This window comes from Nonomuraea sp. NPDC051941, from assembly GCF_044593615.1.
This window is the reverse complement of sequence record NZ_JBIUCF010000030.1, coordinates 66,669-85,969: the sequence shown is the minus strand read 5'-3', so window position 1 is coordinate 85,969 and position 19,301 is coordinate 66,669. Positions and strand designations below refer to the sequence as shown.

21 protein-coding genes are annotated in these 19,301 nt (G+C 72.2%); 10 read left to right on the top strand and 11 right to left on the bottom strand.

Annotation, left to right across the window (positions count from 1 at the left end):
- Nucleotides 1-55 precede the first annotated feature (55 nt).
- From ACIHFD_RS40135 to ACIHFD_RS40120, 4 genes are all read left to right on the top strand, one after another.
- Complete coding sequence (locus ACIHFD_RS40135) at nt 56-1,339, top strand: helix-turn-helix transcriptional regulator (RefSeq protein WP_363963249.1); 1,284 nt, start codon at nt 56-58, stop codon at nt 1,337-1,339.
- Nucleotides 1,340-1,383: 44 nt separating this feature from the next.
- Nucleotides 1,384-1,965: a copper resistance protein CopC gene (locus tag ACIHFD_RS40130; RefSeq protein WP_397371399.1), complete on the top strand. Its 582-nt coding sequence runs from the start codon at nt 1,384-1,386 to the stop codon at nt 1,963-1,965.
- Entirely contained in the window at nt 1,962-3,941 is a 1,980-nt protein-coding gene (locus tag ACIHFD_RS40125; RefSeq protein ID WP_397371398.1) for a cytochrome c oxidase assembly protein, read from the top strand. The genes ACIHFD_RS40130 and ACIHFD_RS40125 overlap by 4 nt, the downstream gene beginning before the upstream one ends.
- A gap of 226 nt (nt 3,942-4,167) precedes the next feature.
- Entirely contained in the window at nt 4,168-4,557 is a 390-nt protein-coding gene (locus ACIHFD_RS40120; RefSeq protein ID WP_397371397.1) for a sensor histidine kinase, read from the top strand.
- Between the two features lie 5 nt (nt 4,558-4,562).
- On the opposite strand, the gene map is transcribed toward ACIHFD_RS40120, so the two are convergent.
- Nucleotides 4,563-5,411 carry a type I methionyl aminopeptidase gene (map, locus tag ACIHFD_RS40115; RefSeq protein ID WP_350728707.1) on the bottom strand — a complete coding sequence of 283 codons (849 nt, stop codon included), beginning with the start codon at nt 5,409-5,411 and terminating at the stop codon, nt 4,563-4,565.
- 5 nt (nt 5,412-5,416) lie between these two features.
- Between map and ACIHFD_RS40110 the strand changes: the two genes are divergently transcribed.
- Complete coding sequence (locus ACIHFD_RS40110; protein WP_350728709.1) at nt 5,417-5,620, top strand: hypothetical protein; 204 nt, start codon at nt 5,417-5,419, stop codon at nt 5,618-5,620.
- On the opposite strand, the gene ACIHFD_RS40105 is transcribed toward ACIHFD_RS40110, so the two are convergent.
- Complete coding sequence (locus ACIHFD_RS40105) at nt 5,617-6,261, bottom strand: cyclase family protein (RefSeq protein ID WP_397371396.1); 645 nt, start codon at nt 6,259-6,261, stop codon at nt 5,617-5,619. The genes ACIHFD_RS40110 and ACIHFD_RS40105 overlap by 4 nt on opposite strands.
- The gene (locus ACIHFD_RS40100; protein WP_397371395.1) at nt 6,258-6,509 is read right to left on the bottom strand and encodes a hypothetical protein; all 252 of its coding nucleotides are present in this window, start codon (nt 6,507-6,509) and stop codon (nt 6,258-6,260) included. The genes ACIHFD_RS40105 and ACIHFD_RS40100 overlap by 4 nt, the downstream gene beginning before the upstream one ends.
- Before the next feature lie 73 nt (nt 6,510-6,582).
- Between ACIHFD_RS40100 and ACIHFD_RS40095 the strand changes: the two genes are divergently transcribed.
- Nucleotides 6,583-7,572 carry a LysR family transcriptional regulator gene (locus ACIHFD_RS40095; RefSeq protein ID WP_397371394.1) on the top strand — a complete coding sequence of 330 codons (990 nt, stop codon included), beginning with the start codon at nt 6,583-6,585 and terminating at the stop codon, nt 7,570-7,572.
- Here ACIHFD_RS40095 and ACIHFD_RS40090 read toward each other — a convergent pair.
- A complete protein-coding gene (locus ACIHFD_RS40090; RefSeq protein WP_397371393.1) occupies nt 7,569-8,147 on the bottom strand; it encodes a hypothetical protein in 579 nt (192 codons plus the stop codon). The two genes, ACIHFD_RS40095 and ACIHFD_RS40090, sit on opposite strands and share 4 nt — an antisense overlap.
- A gap of 173 nt (nt 8,148-8,320) precedes the next feature.
- Between ACIHFD_RS40090 and ACIHFD_RS40085 the strand changes: the two genes are divergently transcribed.
- Both ACIHFD_RS40085 and npdG read left to right on the top strand, forming a co-directional pair.
- A complete protein-coding gene (locus ACIHFD_RS40085) occupies nt 8,321-9,463 on the top strand; it encodes a lipase family protein (protein WP_397371392.1) in 1,143 nt (380 codons plus the stop codon).
- Nucleotides 9,464-9,547: 84 nt separating this feature from the next.
- On the top strand, nt 9,548-10,201 hold the full coding sequence (gene npdG, locus ACIHFD_RS40080) for an NADPH-dependent F420 reductase (protein ID WP_185072761.1): 654 nt from the start codon (nt 9,548-9,550) through the stop codon (nt 10,199-10,201).
- Between the two features lie 112 nt (nt 10,202-10,313).
- On the opposite strand, the gene ACIHFD_RS40075 is transcribed toward npdG, so the two are convergent.
- Genes ACIHFD_RS40075 through ACIHFD_RS40050 form a run of 6 tightly spaced genes read right to left on the bottom strand, consistent with a single transcriptional unit; the run spans nt 10,314 to nt 15,769 of the window.
- Nucleotides 10,314-10,919, bottom strand: a complete 606-nt coding sequence (locus ACIHFD_RS40075) for a DNA-binding response regulator (protein WP_397371391.1) — start codon at nt 10,917-10,919, stop codon at nt 10,314-10,316.
- On the bottom strand, nt 10,916-11,998 hold the full coding sequence (locus ACIHFD_RS40070) for a sensor histidine kinase (RefSeq protein ID WP_397371390.1): 1,083 nt from the start codon (nt 11,996-11,998) through the stop codon (nt 10,916-10,918). The genes ACIHFD_RS40075 and ACIHFD_RS40070 overlap by 4 nt, the downstream gene beginning before the upstream one ends.
- A 13-nt stretch (nt 11,999-12,011) precedes the next feature.
- Nucleotides 12,012-12,725 (bottom strand): ABC transporter permease, encoded by a 714-nt coding sequence (locus ACIHFD_RS40065; RefSeq protein WP_397371389.1) that lies wholly within the window; start codon nt 12,723-12,725, stop codon nt 12,012-12,014.
- On the bottom strand, nt 12,722-13,600 hold the full coding sequence (locus ACIHFD_RS40060) for an ABC transporter ATP-binding protein (protein ID WP_397371388.1): 879 nt from the start codon (nt 13,598-13,600) through the stop codon (nt 12,722-12,724). Before ACIHFD_RS40060 ends, ACIHFD_RS40065 begins: the two co-directional genes overlap by 4 nt.
- A gap of 45 nt (nt 13,601-13,645) precedes the next feature.
- On the bottom strand, nt 13,646-14,332 hold the full coding sequence (locus ACIHFD_RS40055) for an alpha/beta hydrolase (RefSeq protein WP_397371387.1): 687 nt from the start codon (nt 14,330-14,332) through the stop codon (nt 13,646-13,648).
- Nucleotides 14,333-14,344: 12 nt separating this feature from the next.
- The gene (locus ACIHFD_RS40050) at nt 14,345-15,769 is read right to left on the bottom strand and encodes a PLP-dependent aminotransferase family protein (protein WP_397371386.1); all 1,425 of its coding nucleotides are present in this window, start codon (nt 15,767-15,769) and stop codon (nt 14,345-14,347) included.
- A gap of 59 nt (nt 15,770-15,828) precedes the next feature.
- Here ACIHFD_RS40050 and ACIHFD_RS40045 point away from each other — a divergent pair, with 59 nt between their 5' ends.
- On the top strand, nt 15,829-17,016 hold the full coding sequence (locus tag ACIHFD_RS40045; protein WP_350728728.1) for an aminotransferase class I/II-fold pyridoxal phosphate-dependent enzyme: 1,188 nt from the start codon (nt 15,829-15,831) through the stop codon (nt 17,014-17,016).
- Between the two features lie 8 nt (nt 17,017-17,024).
- Nucleotides 17,025-18,026, top strand: coding sequence for a pyridoxal-phosphate dependent enzyme (locus ACIHFD_RS40040; RefSeq protein WP_397371385.1), 1,002 nt, complete (start codon nt 17,025-17,027; stop codon nt 18,024-18,026).
- 327 nt (nt 18,027-18,353) lie between these two features.
- Here the strand turns inward: ACIHFD_RS40040 and panB are convergent, their stop codons facing one another.
- Nucleotides 18,354-19,184 carry a 3-methyl-2-oxobutanoate hydroxymethyltransferase gene (gene panB / locus ACIHFD_RS40035; RefSeq protein WP_397371384.1) on the bottom strand — a complete coding sequence of 277 codons (831 nt, stop codon included), beginning with the start codon at nt 19,182-19,184 and terminating at the stop codon, nt 18,354-18,356.
- Between the last annotated feature and the right edge of the window lie 117 nt (nt 19,185-19,301).

Here is a 19,301-nt window from a genome sequence, read left to right as displayed (position 1 = left end):
TTCTCCCTAGCCTATGTGAGTTGCTTGGACTTCATCTTCTCAGGGAGCGGCTGCTGTGACCACATCTGACCTAGTCGGTCTCCGCATCAAGACGGTTCGGCGGCAACGCGGCTTGTCACAGGCCCAGCTGGCGCACCCCGAACTGTCCGACAGCTACGTCTCGTTGATCGAGAGCGGAAAGCGTACCCCCACCCCTGCGGTCTTGGAGCTGCTGGCCCAGAAGCTGGACTGCTCGCTGTCCTACCTGATCAACGGCGTCACCGCCGAACAGATGGAGGACATCGAGCTCGCCCTCGGCTACGCGCGGCTGGCGCTCGAGAACGGCGAGGTCGCCGAGGCCCGGACGCGCTTCGAGGAACTGCTGGGCAACAGCAACCTGACAGGTCTTACCTCACTTCGTCAAGAAGCCGAATTCGGTCTGGCCCTCGCCACCGAGGCCGGGGGCGATCTCGACCGGGCGATCTCGATCATGCTCAAGCTCCGTGAGGAGGAGCTCCCCGCCGAGCAGAACATCGAGGTGGCCATCGCGCTGTGCCGCGCCTACCGGGAGCGCGAGCGGCTGAGCGAGGCCGTCGAGGTGGGCGAGCAGATCCTCAGCGGCAAGTCCCGGCAGGGCTGGACCGACCTGCTGGTCGAGCTGGGCGCCACGCTGCTGGCGGCCTATCTGGAGCGCGGCGACATGCTGCGCGCCAGGCAGTTCGCGGCCGAGCTGCTCAACGCGGCCGACGCGCTGGGCACGCCGCGCTCCATCGTCGCGGCCAACTGGAACGCCTCCATCGTCGCCCGCGCCACCGGGCACAACAGCGAGGCGGTGGCCTTCGCCGAGCGGGCCCTGGCCGTGCAGGTGGAGCACGGGCAGCCGCGCAACACCGCGAGGATGCGGCTGCAGTTCGCGCGGACGCGGCTCAGGACCGGCGCGCAGGACGCCGCGGCCGTCCGCGACGGGCTGCGCACGGTGGTCGCGGAGTTCGAGCAGACCTCGACCAGCACGATCGACCAGGCCATGCTCTACATGGAGCTGGCCAGCGCCGAATACATGACCGGAGACCTCGACCAGGCCGCCGAGCACGCCGTGATCAGCAGAAACCTGCTCCCCGAGTTCGGCCACGTGCTGGGCGCGGAGGCCAACCTGCTGCTCGGCCGGGTCTGCGGCGCGGTCGGCCGGGTCGACGAGGGGCGCCGGCACGCCGCCGCCGTCAAGGGCTGGCTCACGCCGCTGCCCGACTCCCGCCGCTCGGCCCGCACCTGGTACGCCGCCGCCGAGACCATGGAGTTGCTGGGCGAGACGGACGAGGCGGTGGAGGCGTACCAGCGGGCGCTGGCCTGCGCGGGGCTGTAGCGAGGTCCGGACCGGGCGGTGGCGTCGGTAGCCTTGGGGGTGCCATGAAGAGATCCCCGCTTGCGGCCCTCGCCGCGACTGCCGCCGCCCTGCTCGTGCTCGTGTTCGGCATGGCGGCTCCCGCGCTGGCGCACGACGCGCTCAAGAGCAGCTCCCCGGCCAAGGACGCCGAGGTCAAGAGCCTCGACGAGGTGCGGCTGGAGTTCACCGCGGGCGTGCGCCTGCCGTTCGTCATCGTACGCGGCCCCGGCGGCGCCGAGCTGCAGAGCGGTAAGCCCGAGGCCGACGGCAAGGTGGTGACCCAGGCGGTCAAGGAGCCGCTGCCCGACGGGAAATACACGATCGCCTACCGCGTCGTGTCGTCCGACGGGCATCCGATCGAGGGCGAGATCCCGTTCAAGGTGAAGGGGGCGGAGACACCGTCCCCCAGCCCGAGCACCGCGAGCCCCAGCGACTCCGCCCCCGCGACGCAGGCCGCGCCACAGCCCGCACAGACGTCGCCCGCCACCGATCAGGCCTCGGCCGGCCAGCCGGTGGGCTTCCCCGTCTGGCTCGTCATCGTGATCGGCGCGCTCGTCGGCATCGGCATCGGTTTCCTGCTCAGCGCGCGGAAGAAGAAGCCATGAGCAAGGCGGCGCGGCTCGCGCTCGGCGGGGCGGCCGCCGCGGTCGTCGCCCTGGTCATCGGCATGATCGCCGGCGGCAGGGCGTTCCCCAGGATCATCCCGGGCCTGCCCGACTCCGGCGCGGTCGTCCGATGGGGGCTGCCGCTGTCCAAGCTGCTCATGGACGTGGCCGGCGTGACCACCGTGGGCCTGCTGCTCATGGCCGCCGCGCTGCTGCCCAACGACAAGGGCGTGCTCGGCAGGACCGCCGGCCAATACGTCAAGGCCGGCTCGTGGGCGGCCCTGGCCTGGGCCGGCTCGGCCTTCGTGGCCATCGTGTTCAGCACCGCCGAGTCCATCGGCAGGACCGTTCCCCAGATCCTCGACCGCACCTTCCTCACCAGCTACGCCACCCAGACCACGCAGGGCGTGGCGCTCACGCTCGTGGTGCTGTTCGGGGTGGCGATCGCGCTGTTCTCCCGCGGCGCCATCACCGCGGGGGCCGCGGCGGGCCTGCTGGTCTTCGCGCTGGTGACGCTGCTGCCCGCGCCGCTCACCGGCCACACCTCCTCCTCGCCCAACCACGACCTCGCCACGTCGGCGGTCTCGCTCCACCTGCTCGCCCTCGCTCTGTGGGTGGGCGGGCTCGCCGTGCTGGCCATTCACGCGGTCCGCAAGCAGCCGCAGCTCGAGGTGGCCGCGCGCCGGTTCTCCGACATGGCCGTGTGGTGCTACGCCGGGGTGGGGCTGTCCGGCGTGTTCAGCCTGATCGCGCGGCTGGGCGCGGTGTCCGACCTGTGGACCACCCAGTACGGCCTGCTCGCCGTGGTCAAGATCGTGGCGTTCGTGCTGCTCGGCTACGTCGGCTACTGGCACCGCCAGCGCACGCTGGCCGACCTCGACAAGGGCAGACCGCGCGCGTTCACCCGGCTGGCCGGCGGCGAGATGCTGCTCATGCTGGCCACCATCGGGGTGGCCGTGGCGCTGTCGCGCACGCCGCCGCCCGACTTCAGCGTCCCCGCCGACCGGGCCTTCGAGCTGCTCGGCTTCCCCCTTCCGGCCGAGATCACGCTCGGCAACGTGTTCACCATGTGGTGGTTCGACCTGTTCTTCGCCACGGTCGCCGCCGTGCTGGCCGGGCTCTACGGGTTCGGCGTGTGGCGGCTGCGCAAGCGCGGCGACAAGTGGTCGTGGGGGCGCACGGCCTCCTGGTACGTCGGGGTCGCGCTGCTGGTGTTCGCCACGCAGAGCGGGCTGGCCCGCTACGCCAAGGTCATGTTCGACGTCCACATGATCGAGCACATGACGCTCTCCATGGTCGTGCCGATCTTCCTCGTCATGGGCGGGCCCGTCACGCTGGCCCTGCGTGCGCTGAAGCCTGCCAACCGGCGGGGCGACAGGGGGCCGCGGGAGTGGATCACGACGATCCTGCACAGCCGCTTCACCAAGGTCGTCACGCATCCCGCCATCGCCACGGCCATCTTCATCGCCTCGACGTACGCGCTGTACTTCACGCCGCTCTTCGAGTCGGCCATGGAGGAGCACCTCGGGCACATCTGGATGACCCTCCACTTCCTGCTCAGCGGGTGCCTGTTCTTCTGGGTGATCGTCGGGGTCGACCCCGCGCCCAACCGCCTCCCGTACGTCGGGCGGCTGCTCATGCTCTTCATCACCATGCCGTTCCACGCGTTCTTCGGGGTCGCGTTGATGATGATGGGCACGGTGATCGCCTCCGGCTGGTACGAGCAGCTGGGCCGCACCTGGGGCGCCACGCTGCTGCAGACGCAGCAGGACGGCGGGGCCATCGCCTGGGGCTTCGGCGAGATTCCGACGCTCATCGTGCTGCTGGCCATCGCCATCCAGTGGTATCAGGACGACGAACGGCAGGCGCGGCGCACCGACCGCAAGGCCGACCGCTCAGGCGGCTCAGGGGATACGGAACTCGATTCCTACAACGCCTACCTCGCCCGTCTCAACCGCGCGGACAAAGGTGAGTGACAAGGTTTCCGGCGAGTAGCCGTTCGGCCATGGCCTTCTATCTTCCCACTACAAGTCTCTGTACCGCCAGGTAGCCTGTCTCCCAGGGGAGACGGGCATAACCCCATGACCAGCGTGCGTAGGCCTTGAGGGGGGACGCGCACCGCCAGGTGAGGGCGCCGGAGTGGGGACCGGCGTGAGCCCGGTGTGCCTAGGAAGGCGAGAGCCATTGTCGGAAGAGACACGGATGCGCGGGGGGCAGAGCCTGGCCGAGGCTCTTGAGAGCTGTCTGGCCGAATGGTCCGAGCGCACGGGGATCGCCGTCGAGACGTGGGCGCTGCCGGCCACCGACGTGTCTTCGCGGGTCTCCAGGGCCGTCATGGCCACGATCGACGAGGCCCTGTCCAACGTCGAGCTGCACAGCCGGGCCCGGACCGTGTCCATCGCCGTGACGGTCTCCAAGAGCGGGCTGCGCATGACGGTCAGCGACAACGGCCAGGGCTTTCACCCCGCGGGGGCGGGGAGCGGGATCGCCAGGATGCGGGCCGCCTTCACCGAGCTCGGCGGGAGCCTGTCGGTCAACAGCGTGCTCGGCGAGGGCACGACCGTGACCGGAGTGGTGCCCCGACGCGCCTGACGGGGTCAGGAGAGCGTGAGGATCTCGCTGCCCGTATCGGTGACCACGATCGTGTGCTCGAACTGGGCCGTGCGCTTGCGGTCCTTGGTCACGGCCGTCCACTTGTCCGGCCAGATGTCGTACTCGATGGTGCCCAGCGTCAGCATGGGCTCGATCGTGAACGTCATCCCCGGCACCAGCTCCACCCGCAGCGACGGGTCGTCGTAGTGGGGAACCATGAGCCCGGAGTGGAAGCTCGTGCCGATCCCGTGGCCGGTGAAGTCGCGGACGACGCCGTAGCCGAAGCGCTTGGCGTACGCCTCGATGACCCGGCCCACCACGTTGAGCTGCCGCCCCGGCGCGACCGCCCTGATGGCGCGCATCATGGCCTCGCGCGTGCGCTCCACCAGCAGCCGCGACTCCTCGTCCACCTCGCCCACCAGATAGGTGGCGTCGGTGTCGCCGTGAACGCCGCCGATGTAGGCGGTGATGTCGACGTTGACGATGTCGCCGTCCTGGAGCACGGTGTCGTCGGGGATGCCGTGGCAGATGACCTCGTTGATCGACGTGCACAGCGACTTGGGGTAGCCCTTGTAGCCGAGCGTGCTCGGGTAGGCGCCGTGGTCGACGAGGAACTCGTGGCCGACCCGGTCGAGCTCGTCGGTCGTGACACCCGGGCGGATGTGCTTGGCGACCTCGTCGAGCGCCTGGGCGGCGATCCGGCCGGCCACCCGCATGCGCTCGATGATCTCGGGGCTCTTCACGTCGGATTCGCCGGTCTTGGGGCGCTTCTTGCCGACGTACTCCGGCCGCTCGATGTGGGCGGGGACCTTTCGCATGGGCGAAACTCGCCCGGGCTGGAGCAGTGTCGTCATGAAACATGAGTCTACGGGGCAGAATTGACCCCGTGAGCGAAGGCCAGTGGTGGTTCTGTCTCAAGCACATGCGGGTCGAGCCCGAGAAGGGCTGCCCCAACAAGGACCGGATGGGTCCCTACACCTCCGAGCAGGAGGCGGCCGGGGCGCTGCAGCGCGCCGCCGACCGCAACAAGGCCTGGGACGAGGCGGAGAATGACGACGACTAGGGCACGACCGCGTACGCCCTGACCGGGAAGGTTCCCATGCCCGCGACCATCGGGGGCGCGGCGTGGAACCGGAAGCCGTCCTGAGGCAGCGCGGCCAGTCCCGTCAGATGCTCTACCAGCGGGATGCCCGCCTTCAGCAGGATCGTGTGGGCGGGGCGCTCGCCATGCGGCGGGGTGTCGTCGATGTTGAGCGAGTCGATGCCCACCAGCGCCGCCCCCTGGTCGGCCAGCCACTGCGCCGACCTGGGCGCGAGGTAGGGGTGGCCGTGCAGGTAGGCGTCGGTGCCGAAGTGGCGGTCCCAGCCGGTGTGGATCAGCACGGCCCGTCCCCGTACGTCCAGGTCCTCGCCGATCACCACCTCGCGGCCCGCGCCGGCCCGCACCACGAGGCCCGGCAGGTCGGCCAGCTTGCTCACCGGCACCTGTGACAGGTCGGGCCCGTCGGGATAGCGGTGGTACGGAGTGTCGAGGTAGGTGCCGGTGTTGGCGGCGAGCGCGATCGTGGCGATGTGGAACTCCGTGCCCGGCGCGTAGACCTTGCGCGAGTCCTCCCGGCTCAGGTGCACCCCCAGCGTCGGGCCGGGAATGCCGGGATAAGTGACCATTCCGTCAACGATGCGGTGGCTGAGTTCGACGATCATGCGGACGCTCCTACCCGTGCGAGCTTGATCAGGGCCAGGACGCCGATGCCCGCCCAGATCAGGTTGAGGCCGGCCGACGGCCAGGCGGAGCTGTAGGCGCTGTTGGCCATGAGCCCGAGCGAGCCGGCGAGGTTCATGAGCTGGTACGCCGCGCCGTCGCCCGGCAACCGGGACTGCGTGACCAGGACGTACCCGGCCAGCAGCAGGGCGGCGCCGATCCAGCCGACGGCGGCGAAGAGGAGGTCCATGGCCGTCATTGTCGGGACTGACAGTCGTAAAGTACAAATAAAGAATGCTAAAGGTGCGCGTAAGCTGACCTGCATGGACATCGATCCACGGCGGCTGCGGATCCTGCACGAGGTCGCCCGCCGCGGCGGCGTCATGCGGGCCGCCGAAGCGCTCTATCTGACCCCCTCGGCCGTCTCCCAGCAGCTTGCCCAGCTCGAACGCGAGGTCGGGCTGGCCCTCATCGACCGCTCCCAGCGCAGCGTCTCCCTCACCCCGGCCGGGCGCGTGCTCGCCGGTTACGCCGAGCGGGTGGAGGAGGAACTGCTGGAGGCCAGGCGCGAGCTCACCCGGTTCACCGAGCGCCTGGCCGGGCCGGTGCGCGTCGCCGCCTTCCCCACGGTCATCACGCACGTGCTGGTGCCGGCCATGCGGGACCTGGCCGCACGCCACCCCAAGATCACCCCGGTCATCCACGAGGTCTTCGGCCCGCCCGCGCTGCAGGAGTTGCGCATGGGCGCGGTGGACGTGCTCATCACCGAGCAGGACATGGGCCTGCCCGGGCTGTCGCAGCCGTCACTGAGCGCACGGCTGCTCTACGTGGACGAATACCGCATCGTGCTGCCGCCCGACCAGCCGGACCCGGGGTCGGTCCCCGAGCTGCTGCGGTTGCCCTGGGTGGCCAGCGAGCCGAACCAGGCGTGCGGGCAGGCGCTGGAGCGGCTGGCGGGGCTGCACGGGTTCGAGCCGCGCAAGGTGCACGTCATCACGGAGTTCGGGCCCACGCTGTCGCTGGTGGCGGCCGGGCACGGGGTGGCGATCGTGCCCGCGCTGGCCCTGCTGGACGTGCCGGAGGGCGAGGTACGGGTGAGCGAGGTGCGTGACGTGGGCGCGCGCCGGCTGGACGCGGTCACGCGGGTGAGCCGTACCCGGTCGGGGGAGCCCGACCCCGTGCAGGCCGTGGTGATCGGCGCGATCGAGGAGGCCACGGCGGCGCTGGAGACGTCCCTGAGCGGACGCCTGCACAGTGCTCCCAGTGCCCGCAGTGCCACCAGCGCCTCCGAGCCGGAGCGGTCGCGTCCCTAGTCGGCCTGTTGGGGGCCGCTGACCTTGTCCAGCAGGCGGGCCAGGCGCTCGCGCAGGCCGGGGCGGCGTTCGGGCTCTCCGGCCGCCGTGCTCACCAGGTGCTGCGCCCCGTCGAAGGTCACCAGCCCGTCCCGCGGCACCTCGATGCAGTCGTGCGCCAGCCCGGCCAGCTCCCGGTCGCCGCCCTCGATGGCCAGGATGGTCGCTCCTGTACGCCGGGCATCGTCCACGCGTTCGAGCAGCGGCACCGGTGCCTCCCGCTCGGCCAGCACGAACAGCGTCTCGCCCCGGGCCGCGCGCTCCAGGCGTTCGATGCCGACGCGCAGGTGGGCGGGCGCGTCGGCGGGCGGCGCCCAGCGCACCAGCGTGGGCGTGAGCTGCGCCATTCCGGAGAACCTGGCCTCGTCGGCGAGGTGCGCGGTCAGGTGCCAGGGCTCCTCGTCGGGGGTGCCCACCAGCAGCAGGCCGCCGGGCGAGCGGGTGGCCCGCAGGGCGACGCCCAGCTCGCGGGCGCGTTCGAGCCAGCCGGTCTCGGCCAGGAGCTCACGCAGCAGTGCCACCGATCCTGAGTCCATTTCCCCATGGTGCCTGACGTCGCACGCGCGGGGTGGCTGATTCGGGAGTGATGTGTTGACACGAGGTGCGTTTCCCCGTCATTTCGGGCCTTGACAGGAGGTTACTCCCGGGTAACGATCGGCTCGCGGCGCCGCCGTCCCAAGTATGTGGTCCTCACGGAGAGGGGCGGTACATGTCCTTACGTGTCCGCGTCAGCATGTCCATGGTCCTGTTATTGATCATGTCCCTCATCACGACCCCGGCCCGCGCGGCGACGCCGGGCGACGTGGTCTCCGCCCAGCCCACCACCGTCTACCTCCTGCCGGGCAAGCTCCTGGAGGTTCCGGTCAACGCTTGGCACCTCCTCTACAACTCCACGTCCGCCACCGGCTCGATCAACACCGTGTCGGGGACGCTGCTCGTGCCCAAGAGCGGCTACCCGCTCGGCGCGCGCCCCATCGTCGGGTACGCCGTCGGCACCCACGGGCTCGGCGACCAGTGCGCCCCCTCGCTCAGCATGAGCCAGGGCCGGGAGGCGGAGCTCGCGCTGGTGAGCCTGTTCCTGCTCAAGGGGTACGCGGTGGCCATGACGGACTACGAGGGGCTCGGCACGCCCGGGCCGCACACGTACATGGCCGGGATCTCGCAGGGGCATGCCGTGCTCGACTCGATCAGGGCGGCCACCCGCGTGTCCGGGGCCGGGCTGTCGAACCGGGCGCCCGTCGCCGTCATGGGCTACTCCCAGGGCGGGGCGTCGGCCGGTTGGGCGGCGCAGCTGCAGCCCTCGTACGCGCCCGAGCTGCGGCTGAAGGGTGTCGCGGCCGGAGGCGTGCCCGCCGACCTGCACGCGGTCGCGGACCATCTGGACGGCGGGTCCGACTTCGGGCTGGCGGCGGCGGCCGGGGTCGGGCTGGACGCGGCCTACCCCGAGCTGAACCTTCAGGCGGACCTCAACGACCGCGGGCGTGCCCTGCTCGCCGACGCGGCCGACGACTGCGTGGGCGACCTCGGCAAGCTGTCCGGGTTGAGCTTCTCCGACCTGAGCCCGATCGACCTGCTCAACCAGCCGAAGTGGCTGGCCCGGCTCGGGGAGAACCGCCTGGGCGCCACGGCTCCGCGGGTGCCGATGTTCCTGTATCACGCGCGGGGGGACCAGATCATCCCGCTGTCCGTGGGCTCGACGTTGCGGTCCGAGTACTGCCGGGCCGGGGTGAACGTCCGCTGGACCGCGCTGCCGGCGCCGGACCACGTCACTGGAGCCGTCGAAGGAGGGCCGCTCGCCATCGAGTGGCTGGCCCTGCGGATCCTCGGGCTGCCCGCGATCGGCAACTGCTAGCCCGTACGCCGGCCGGGCCCGCACGACCGGGCCCGGCCCACCCGGTGGCGGGTACCGGGCGGCCGAGCTGGCATGATCGGGCGTATGACAGATGTGAGCGGGCTTTCCATCGGCATCCTCGGCGGTACCGGTGACCAGGGGAAAGGGCTGGCGCGGCGGTTCGCGCTGGCGGGGCACCGCGTGCTGATCGGGTCGCGTAGCGAGCAGCGCGCCCAGGACGCGGCCGGTGACATCGGGGCGGGTGCGAGCGGGGGCGCGAACGCCGCCGTCGCCGCCGAGGCCGACATCGTGATCGTGGCGGTGCCGTACGAGGGGCACAAGGCGCTGCTGGAGTCCCTGCGGGCCGAGCTGGCCGGGAAGATCGTCGTCGACTGCGTGAACCCGCTCGGGTTCGACAAGCAGGGCGCCTACGCGCTGCCGGTGGAGGAGGGCAGCGCGGCGCAGCAGGCGGCGGCGGTGCTGACCGAGAGCCGGGTGGTGGCCGCCTTCCACCACGTGTCGGCGGTCCTGCTGATGGACCCGGCCGTGGAGAAGGTGGACCTCGACGTGCTGGTGCTCGGCGACGACCGCGAGGCCACCGACACGGTGCAGGCGCTGGCCGAGGTCATCCCGGGCGTGCGCGGCGTGTACGGGGGGCGGCTGCGCAACTCCCACCAGATCGAGGCGCTCACCGCCAACATCATCTCCGTGAACCGCCGCTACAAGGCCCACGCCGGGCTGCGCATCACCGACATCTGACCCGCCACCCACTTCGTCCACCGGCGGCACCGTCCACCGCCCGCACCACCCATCGGTGGTGCCGGTGCCCTTCCGCGAAGGGACCTCAGCCCCGGTCGGCGGGATGGGTGCGTCACAGCCAGCCCGCGTCCTCCGCGATGCGGATGGCGTCGATCTTGTTGCGGGCTCCCGTCTTCGTGATCGCCCCCGTCAGGTAGTTGCGCACGGTGCCGGGGGAGAGGTGGAGGCGGGAGGCGATCTCCTCGGCCGAGGCGCCCCGGGCGGCCTCCCTGAGCACGGTGGACTCGCGCGGCGTGAGCGGGCTCTCGCCGTACTGCATGGCCGAGGACACCAGCTCGGAGTCCAGCACGCGCAGGCCGGTGGCGGTGCGCCTGATCGCGTCCGCCAGCCGGTCGCCCGGGGCGTCCTTGACCAGGAACGCCTCGATGCCCACGGCCAGAGCCCGGCGTACGTGGCCCGGCTGCCCCATGGCCGTGAGCACCAGGACGCGGCACGACGGGAGGCGCTCCAGCAGCGTGGCGGCGGCGGTGATGCCGTCCACCACCGGCAGGTCGATGTCCACGACCGCGACGTCGGGCCGCACCCGCAGGGCCTCGGGCACGATCTCGTCGCCCCGGGTCACCTCCGCGACCACCTCGATGTCCTGCTCCAGGCGGAGGAGGGCGGTGAGGGCGGCGCGGATCATGTGCATGTCCTCGGCCAGCAGCACCTTGATCACGCCGCGACCTCCATCGCCAGGAGGAAGCCGCCGGCGCCGGTCGGGGCCGCGGTGCACGAGCCGCCCGCCTGGGCCGCGCGTTCCGCCAGCCCGGTGAGGCCCCCTCCGTCGGGGCCGGGCTCGGCGAGGACGCCGTCGTTGGCCACCTCCAACCGGAGCGTGCCGCCGTTCACGGACGTGGTGATCGTGCAGGTCGTGGCGCGGCTGTGGCGCAGGACGTTGGTGACGGCCTCGCGTACGGCCCACGCCAGCGCCTCCTCCGAGCGGCCCGGCAGCGTCACGTCCGCCAGGTGCGCCTGCACGCCGACCCCCGAAGACTCCAGCAGCGCCACCGCCCGGTTCACCTCGCCGGCCAGCGACAGGGCCCGGTAACCCCTGGCGACGTGGCGTACGTCCTGGGCCGCCTCCCTGGCCACCTGCACCAGCTCGCCCACCTCCGTCCGGGCGGCGGCCGGGTCGCGCTCCATGAGCCGGGAGGCCAGGTCTCCCTTGAGCGCGATCGCGGTCAGGCTGCGCCCGAGGCCGTCGTGCAGGTCGCGGGAGATGCGCAGGCGCTCCTTGAGCACCGCCGCGTCCGCCAGCTCGGCCCTGGCCTCCTCCAGGTCGGCCGCCACGCGCGTGAACCGTACCAGCGCGTAGGTCATGGCACCCGTGGTCGGCACGGTGACCACGTAGAAGAGGACGACGATGTAGGGGACTCCGCCCCACCACAGCGCCGTGCCCTCGTACAGCATCATCAGCACCACCAGCGCGCCGCCCCAGCCCAGCGGCAGGAACACCAGCAGCGTTCCGGCCAGCATCGGAGCCGTCACCCCCGACATGCCGCCGGGCAGCAGGTCGGGCAGGTACGTGACGACCGCCTGGAGCACGATCGTGAGCGGGTAGGCGGGCGGGCGCTCGCCGCGCAGCCCGGCCCGCATGTTCAGGTAGTGCGTGCAGATCACGGCGATCGTGGCGACCGCGGCCGCGGCGCCGTAGCCGGGGCCGTGCAGGAAGTAGGTGAGGGCGAGCAGTGAGTAGGCGGCCGACACGGCGGTGATGAGGCCGGTCGCGAGCCGTCTGGCCGAGGAGGAGACCACGGGGTGATTATCCTTATGATCGGCGCGGTTCCCAGCGGAACCACAGCCGGAGCGCGACGAGCCCGACGACCGTCCAGGCGGCCAGGATCAGGGCGGGCACGGCCAGGTCGCCGGTCTTGACGGCGTTCACGACGGCGCTGGTGGGCAGCAGGTCCAGGGCCGGCCGCAGCCACGAGGGCAGCGGGATCGGGCCCATCGCGCCCGCGGAGACCCCCGCCACCAGGAAGACGGGCATGGTGAACGCGGCGGCCAGCTCGGCGCGGGGGATGGCGGCCGTGTACGCGGCGCCGAGCAGCGACAGCACCGCCGACCCCGCCACCGTGATCGCGGCGAACCCCAGCGGGTCGTCCGGGAGCGGCACGCCGGCCACGACCCGCACGGCCACCGTGCTCAGCGCGATCATGGCAATGGTCTGCGTGGCCGTGCTGGCGATCTGGCCGAGCAGGATCTGCCCGTCCGTCAGCCGGCTCGCCCGCAGACGCTTGAGTACGAGCTGGTCGCGGCGGGTGGCCAGGGCGACGGCGACGTTCATGAACGCGGTGATCGCCAGCAGCACCGAGATCGTGCTCTGGAAGATCGCGGCGGCGGCCGAGGGACCGACCACGTTCCTCATGAGCAGCGGCATCCCCACGGCCAGCCCGACAGGGGTCACCACGGAGGCGAACAGCATGGACCTGTCCCGCCAGAACAGGCGCGTGCCGAGGCGGTAGGTGGCGGTCAGGCTCATCGGGCGCTCTCCAGGAAGAGGTCTTCGAGGGTGGCGGCGCGGACCTCCAGACCCGACAGGCGCAGGCCGCGCCCGGCCGCCCAGGTCAGCAGCGTCTGCGCGGCCAGGTCGGGGTCGTCGGCGCGGCAGACGGCCGTCTCGCCCTCCATGGTGACCGGCAGCGGCAGATCGGCCGGGTCGACGTCCGCGGGCAGCCGGAACGCCACTCGCCCCGACCGGGCGGCCAGGGTCTCGGCCATGTCGCCGGACGCGACGATCTCGCCGGCGTCCAGGATGGCCATGGCCGTGGCCAGGCGCTGCGCCTCCTCCAGGTAGTGCGTGGTCAGCAGGATCGTGGTGCCCTGCCTGGCCAGGTCGCGGACGACGGTCCAGGTGTTCCTGCGGGCCTCGGGGTCCATGCCGGTGGTCGGCTCGTCGAGGAACAGCACGTCGGGGCGGCCCAGCAGGGCCAGCGCCAGGTCGAGCCGGCGCTTCTCGCCGCCGGACAGCTGGCGCACCTTGGTGCCCCGCCTGTCCGCCAGCCCGGCCAGCTCCAGCACCTCGTCGCGGGGACGGGGCGCGGCGGTGAAGTCGCGCCAGGTGTCGACGGTCTGGGCCACCGTCAGGTCAGGGAAGAACCCGGCCTCCTGCAGCATGATCCCGGTGCGCTGCCTGACGGCCGCGCGGTCGGTGTACGGGTCGAGGCCGAGCACGCGCACGGTCCCGCCGTCGGCCCGCTGGAAGCCCGCCAGCACCTCGACCGTGGTGGTCTTGCCGGCGCCGTTCCTGCCGAGGAGCGCGAAGATCTGCCCCTGCGCAACCTCGAACGAGATGCCCTTCACCGCCTCGAACCCCTGGTGGCTCTTCCTGAGCCCGGTCACTTCGATCGCTGTCATGCGTACGAGTGTTTCCGGGGCGATCGCGGGGCGACAGTGAAGAATTCACGACTTGCGCGAGAGCTTAAGCAGCGCGTCCGTGACGCCCTCGGGGTCGACGAGCTGGTGCAGGTGCCGGCCGGGCACGCGGACCACGGGCCAGCCCCGCCGCCCCGCCTCCTCGGCGACCTCCTCGTACGGCGGGCCGAACCACAGGCACGAGCACCTGACCTCGTCCCACCCGGCGGGCACGGGGACGGGCTGGGTGTAGTAGTCGAGCGGCAGCCGCGGCTGCTCCGCCGCCACCTTGATGCGCACGGCGGGGTCGGGCAGCATGGCCACCACGTCCTCCTCGTCCCACCAGTCGGTCCAGCGCGGCAGCACGCCGTCGGGCCCGGCCAGGTCGTGCAGGAACGGCAGGAAGCTCTCCTCCGCGACCTTGATCAGCCCTTCGCGCGGCGGGATGTGCGCGTCGGCGAAGACGCACGCCACCACCCGCTCGCCCAGCCCCTCCTTGATCAGCGGCAGGAAGAAGCCGGCGTTGCTGTGCGCGGCCAGCACGACGGGCGTGTCAGGGGTGACCGCGCGCACCGCCTCGACCACCCGTGGCCAGTACGGCGCGCCGCCCGTCGCCACGCCGGTCAGGTCGGGCACCACGGCCGCGTGTCCGCGGCGTTCCAGCGACTCGGCCACGGGAGCCCAGGTCGAGGGCCCGACGGAAGGGCTGTGCACGAGTACGAAGGTCGTCTGCATAGGCCCACCCTGTCAGACCACGAGGGTGTGCCGGGACACCGGGCGATCGGTGCCGTCGAAGAACGCCCAGGCCACGGCCAGGTTGTTCACCGCTCGCGAAAGCTCGTCCTCGGGGAACAGGAAGTGCAGGCGCATGCGGTCGGTGTGCCCGCCCAGCGGGTCGAACGATCTCCCCGGCGGCACCGCGACCCCGTGCCTGAGCGCCACCTGGGCGAAGGAGTCCACGTCGCCGTGCGGGATCCGCACCCAGATGGTCTGGCCGCCGAGCGCGGGCTCGAACTCCCACGACGGCAGCCGTTCGCGCAGCTCCGCGCACAGGTGGTCGTGGCGCCGGCGCAACGTGCGCACGCGCGCCGCCCGTACCTCCTCCAGGCGGCGCAGCAGCGCGACGGCGGCCAGCTGGCTGAAGACCTCGCTCCCGAGGTCGAGCACGGCCCGCAGCCTGGCCAGCCGCGACACCAGCGGCGCCGCCGCGCGGATCCACCCGACCCGCAGCCCGCCCCAGACGAGCTTGCTCAGCGAGCCGACGGTGATGAGGTGCTCCCCGCGCTCGAACGACGCCAGCGGCGGCGGCGTCTCGCCCGTGAAGCAGAGCTCGGCGCACACCTCGTCGTCGATCAGCGGCACGTCGTGCTCGGCGGCCAGCGCGGCCAGCCGCCGGCGGGCCGGGGTGTCCATGACCGCGCCGTCCGGGTTGCGGCTGGTGGGGACGAAATAGGCCAGTGCGGGGCGTTCGCGCAGGTCCTCCGCCGTCCCGGGCCGGACGACGGCGGCGGCGTGCCGGAACACCTCCAGCGCCCCCGGGTACGTCGGCGCCTCGGTCAGCACGGTGTCGCCGGGGGCCACCAGCAGCCCGGTGAGCAGGGTGAGCGCCTGCTGGGCGCCCGTCGTCACCATGATCTCCTCGGCCGTCGTCGGCACGCCGCGGCCGGTGTAGTAGGCGGCCAGCGCGGCACGCAGGGCCGGGTTGCCCGCGGGCTGGTAGCCCAGGTCGCGGGTGCCGGCCAGCCGCGCGCCCGCCTCCTCGTACGCCTCGAACATCGCCGCCGGCATGTCGTCCGGCGCGGCGCACGTCAGGAGCTGCACGCCGTCCGGCGGGTGCAGGATGTGGAGCAGGAGCGGATTGGTCGGCACGCCGTCGGCGGCGCGCGTCGCGGGCAGCTCGAGCGCGGCCACCCGGGTGCCGCTGCCCTGGCGGCGCACCACGCGGCCCTCCTGCTGCAGCAGGTCGTACGCGGCGACCACGGTGCCCCGGCCCACCGCGAGCCGCTTGGCCAGCACCCGGTCCGGCGGGAGCGCCCGGTCCGGCGGCAGCACGCCGTCGTCGATGAGCGCCCGCAGCCGGGCCGCGAGCAGCAGGTAGAGCGGGCCGCGGCCCGACGCCCAGCGGCCCAGGAGATCGACGAGGTCGCCGTCGGCGAGATTGGCCCCATTCATGGACCAATTCTGCCGGATTGGCTCTGATGCCGGACCGTTTCGCGGGCGATCCTTGACGCATGACCGATTCTCATCCCTCTGAGCTCCGCCCCGAGACGCGCACCGTCCACGTGCCGCAGCCCGTCATCGAGGGCAGCCGGCCGATCACCGTGCCGATCTACCAGACCTCCGGATTCGTCTTCGACGATCCCGCCGTGATGGCCGACGCCATGGGGCGGGCCGACGGGCCGTTCGTGTACGGGCGCTACACCAACCCCACCGTCCGCTCCCTGGAGGAGGCCGTCTCCGGGCTGGAGGGCGGGGTGGGGGCCGTCGCCACGGGCTCGGGCATGGGCGCGATCAACACCGTCCTGCTCGGCCTGCTCAAGCCCGGCGACCATCTCATCGCGCAGAAGTCCCTGTACGGCGGGACCGCCGCCATGATCAACGACCTGGTGGGCAGGTTCGGGATCACGGTGACGTACGTGCCCGAGAACGACCCCGCCGCCCTGCGCGCCGCCGTCCGCCCGGAGACCCGGCTCGTCTACCTGGAGACGATCAGCAACCCGATGACGCTGGTCGCCGACCTGCCGGGGATGTGCGCGGCGGCCCGCGAGCTGGGGATCGTGTCCGTGGTGGACAACACGTTCGCCACGGCCCTGCTCTGCCGGCCCATCGAGCACGGGGCGGACATCGTCGTACACTCCACCACCAAATACCTGTCCGGGCACACCGACGTGGTGGGCGGGCTCGCCGTCTTCGCCTCCACCGAGCTCTACGAGAAGGTCTGGCACTTCGCGATCGAACTGGGCGCCTCCGCCGACCCCTTCGCCGCCTGGCTGTCGCTGCGGGGGCTGCAGACCCTCGCCCTGCGCATGGAACGCCACTGCTCCAACGCCCGCCTCCTCGCCACCCGCCTGGCCTCCCACCCCGCCGTCACCGCCGTGCACTGGCCGGGCCTGGCCACGCATCCCTCCCACGAGCTGGCCGGGAAGCTGCTGTCCGACTTCGGCGGGGTGCTCTCGTTCGACCTCGCCGGCGGGCGGGCGGCGGGGGAGAGGTTCATGAGCTCCGTACGCCTCATGCTCCTCGCCCCGTCGCTGGGCGGTGTGGAGACGCTCGTCATGCATCCGGCGACGACGTCCCACCGCTCGCTCAGCGCCGGGGAGCTGGCCAGGCACGGGATCGGCGAGGGCACCGTACGCATCGCCGTGGGCATCGAGCACCCCGAGGACCTGTGGGCCGACGTGGCGCAGGCGCTGGCATAGTGGCGTGTGTGGATTACTCGGATGTGCTGGCGGCGGCCAGTCGTATCGACGGGCTCGTGCTGCGTACGCCGGTGCTGGAGGTCTCGCCCGGCGTCTTCTTCAAGCTGGAGCTGCTGCAGCATTCGGGGTCGTTCAAGGTCCGCGGGGCCTTCAACCGGATGCTGTCGGCGGGCGAGCTGCCGCCCAGCGGGGTGGTCGCCGCCAGCGGCGGCAACCACGGGCTGGCCGTCGCCTATGCGGCGCGGGTCCTGGGGGTGCGGGCGGAGATCTTCGTGCCCGAGGTGACGAGCCCGGTGAAGGTCGCCGGGCTCGAGGCGCTGGGGGCCCACATCACGCAGACCGGGGCCATCTACTCGGAGGCCGCCGAGGCCGCCGCCAAGCGGGCCGCGGAGACGGGGGCGTTGGCGGTGCACGCGTACGACCAGGCTGAGGTGGTGGCGGGGCAGGGGACCACGGGGCTGGAGATCGTCGAGCAGACGGGTGGCGTGGACACGGTGGTGGTCGCCGTCGGCGGGGGAGGCTTCGCCGCCGGCATCACCCTCGGCACCTCCGGCGCGAGCCCTTCGCCGGGCCACACGCCCGCAACCCCACCCACCCCGGTGCCTGGCTCCGCCGTGGCGCCCGGCTCTGCTGTGACGGCCGGCTCCGGGCCGCGGATCATCGCGGTCGAGCCCGAGCGGATCCCGACCCTCCACGAGGCGCTGCGCGCGGGACACCCGGTGCCCGTCGAGGTGAGCGGGGTGGCCGCCGACGCGCTGGGCGCCACCAAGATCGGCACCATCGCGTTCGAGGTCCTGTCCTCACCTCGGGTGGAGAGCGTGCTGGTGACCGACGAGGCGATCGTGGAGGCCCGGCGTACCCTCTGGGCCCGTCACCGGGTGGCGGCCGAGCCCGCGGGCGCGACGGCGTACGCGGCACTGCTGTCGGGCGCGTACACGCCGGCTCCGGGGGAGCGGGTGGCCGTGGTGCTGTGCGGCTCCAACACCGACCCCGGCACCCTCACCCCCTGACCACCTCCCCCACCTCATGCCCAGCGTCGGACGCGGCGCCGCCCCCGTGCCCAGCGCCGAAGGCGGCGTCGCCTGATCCCCAGCGACGAACGCGGCGCCGCCCTGTGCCCAGCGGACGGGCGCGGCGTCGCCTCACGCCGCGCCCGAGCCCTTCGACGCCGGGCCTGAGCCCCGTCGCCTGACGCGGGTGCCCCGCAGCGCGGATCCGGACCCACGGCCCAGAATCCGCGCGCTCGGAACAGCAGCCCAATAGCGGTGGCAACCTCAGTGGTCATCCCGTCGCAGGCGGCCGTACCGCCGAGTAGGGGGCGCGTCGTCGGGCCGCCGTCAGTTGTACGTGTGCTCAGCAGCCGGGAAGGCGCCCGCAGTCACGTCGGCGGCGAAGGCGCGGACGGCGCGATCCATCTCGGCGGCCAGATCCGCGTAGCGCTTGACGAACCGGGCGGGACGCGGGGTGAGCCCCATCAGGTCCTGCCACACCAGAACCTGCGCGTCCGTCCCCGCGCCCGCGCCGATGCCGATGGTGGGGATCGTCAGCGACGCCGTCACCCGCTCCGCCAGATCCGCCGGCACGCATTCGAGCACCACCGAGAACGCCCCCGCCCGTTCCAGGTCCTTGGCGTCCGCCATGAGCTCGTCGCCCGATTGGCCGCGCCCCTGAACGCGGTAGCCGCCCAGGACGTTCACCGACTGCGGGGTCAGCCCGAGGTGGGCCATGACCGGGACACCGGCCGAGACCAGCGCCTCCACCTGCGGGACGACCCGGCGGCCGCCCTCCAGCTTGACGGCGTGCGCCCCGGCCTCCTTCATGAAGCGCGCGGCCGACTCCAGCGCCTGCTGAGGTGAGGACTGGTACGACCCGAACGGCAGATCCGCGACCACCAGCGCCCGGGACGAGCCGCGCACCACGGCCGCCGTCAGGGGCAGGAGGTCGTCGACCGTGACGGGCAGCGTGGAGTCGTACCCGTAGACGACCATGGCCGCCGAGTCGCCCACCAGCAGAACGGGGATGCCCGCGTCGTCGAAGACCCTGGCCGTCATCGCGTCGTAGGCGGTGACCATGGGCCACCGCTCTCCGCGCTCCTTGGCGGCGGTGAGGTCGCGAACGGTGACCCGGCGCCCGGAGACGCCCCCGTACAGTGTGTTTGAAGAGGACATGTGTGAACCCTCCAGAAACGTCTCGAGGCGCCCCAGTGGCGTCCCCGGACCCTTCCGATGATGGCACGCGCCGTCACGTGCCGAAAAACCTGTGGCGAAACTGTCGGTGCCTCTTGC

What these genes read in the sequence shown, in the direction of transcription:
- ACIHFD_RS40105 (WP_397371396.1), bottom strand. Translation starts at nt 6,261, where the DNA reads ATGATCGTCGAACTCAGCCACCGCATCGTTGACGGAATGGTCACTTAT.
- panB (WP_397371384.1), bottom strand. Translation starts at nt 19,184, where the DNA reads ATGTCCTCTTCAAACACACTGTACGGGGGCGTCTCCGGGCGCCGGGTC.
- map (WP_350728707.1), bottom strand. Translation starts at nt 5,411, where the DNA reads ATGACGACACTGCTCCAGCCCGGGCGAGTTTCGCCCATGCGAAAGGTC.
- ACIHFD_RS40095 (WP_397371394.1), top strand. Translation starts at nt 6,583, where the DNA reads ATGGACATCGATCCACGGCGGCTGCGGATCCTGCACGAGGTCGCCCGC.
- ACIHFD_RS40130 (WP_397371399.1), top strand. Translation starts at nt 1,384, where the DNA reads ATGAAGAGATCCCCGCTTGCGGCCCTCGCCGCGACTGCCGCCGCCCTG.
- ACIHFD_RS40085 (WP_397371392.1), top strand. Translation starts at nt 8,321, where the DNA reads ATGTCCTTACGTGTCCGCGTCAGCATGTCCATGGTCCTGTTATTGATC.
- ACIHFD_RS40090 (WP_397371393.1), bottom strand. Translation starts at nt 8,147, where the DNA reads ATGGACTCAGGATCGGTGGCACTGCTGCGTGAGCTCCTGGCCGAGACC.
- ACIHFD_RS40110 (WP_350728709.1), top strand. Translation starts at nt 5,417, where the DNA reads ATGAGTCTACGGGGCAGAATTGACCCCGTGAGCGAAGGCCAGTGGTGG.
- ACIHFD_RS40125 (WP_397371398.1), top strand. Translation starts at nt 1,962, where the DNA reads ATGAGCAAGGCGGCGCGGCTCGCGCTCGGCGGGGCGGCCGCCGCGGTC.
- ACIHFD_RS40120 (WP_397371397.1), top strand. Translation starts at nt 4,168, where the DNA reads ATGCGCGGGGGGCAGAGCCTGGCCGAGGCTCTTGAGAGCTGTCTGGCC.
- ACIHFD_RS40100 (WP_397371395.1), bottom strand. Translation starts at nt 6,509, where the DNA reads ATGGACCTCCTCTTCGCCGCCGTCGGCTGGATCGGCGCCGCCCTGCTG.
- ACIHFD_RS40060 (WP_397371388.1), bottom strand. Translation starts at nt 13,600, where the DNA reads ATGACAGCGATCGAAGTGACCGGGCTCAGGAAGAGCCACCAGGGGTTC.
- ACIHFD_RS40065 (WP_397371389.1), bottom strand. Translation starts at nt 12,725, where the DNA reads ATGAGCCTGACCGCCACCTACCGCCTCGGCACGCGCCTGTTCTGGCGG.
- npdG (WP_185072761.1), top strand. Translation starts at nt 9,548, where the DNA reads ATGACAGATGTGAGCGGGCTTTCCATCGGCATCCTCGGCGGTACCGGT.
- ACIHFD_RS40055 (WP_397371387.1), bottom strand. Translation starts at nt 14,332, where the DNA reads ATGCAGACGACCTTCGTACTCGTGCACAGCCCTTCCGTCGGGCCCTCG.
- ACIHFD_RS40050 (WP_397371386.1), bottom strand. Translation starts at nt 15,769, where the DNA reads ATGAATGGGGCCAATCTCGCCGACGGCGACCTCGTCGATCTCCTGGGC.
- ACIHFD_RS40045 (WP_350728728.1), top strand. Translation starts at nt 15,829, where the DNA reads ATGACCGATTCTCATCCCTCTGAGCTCCGCCCCGAGACGCGCACCGTC.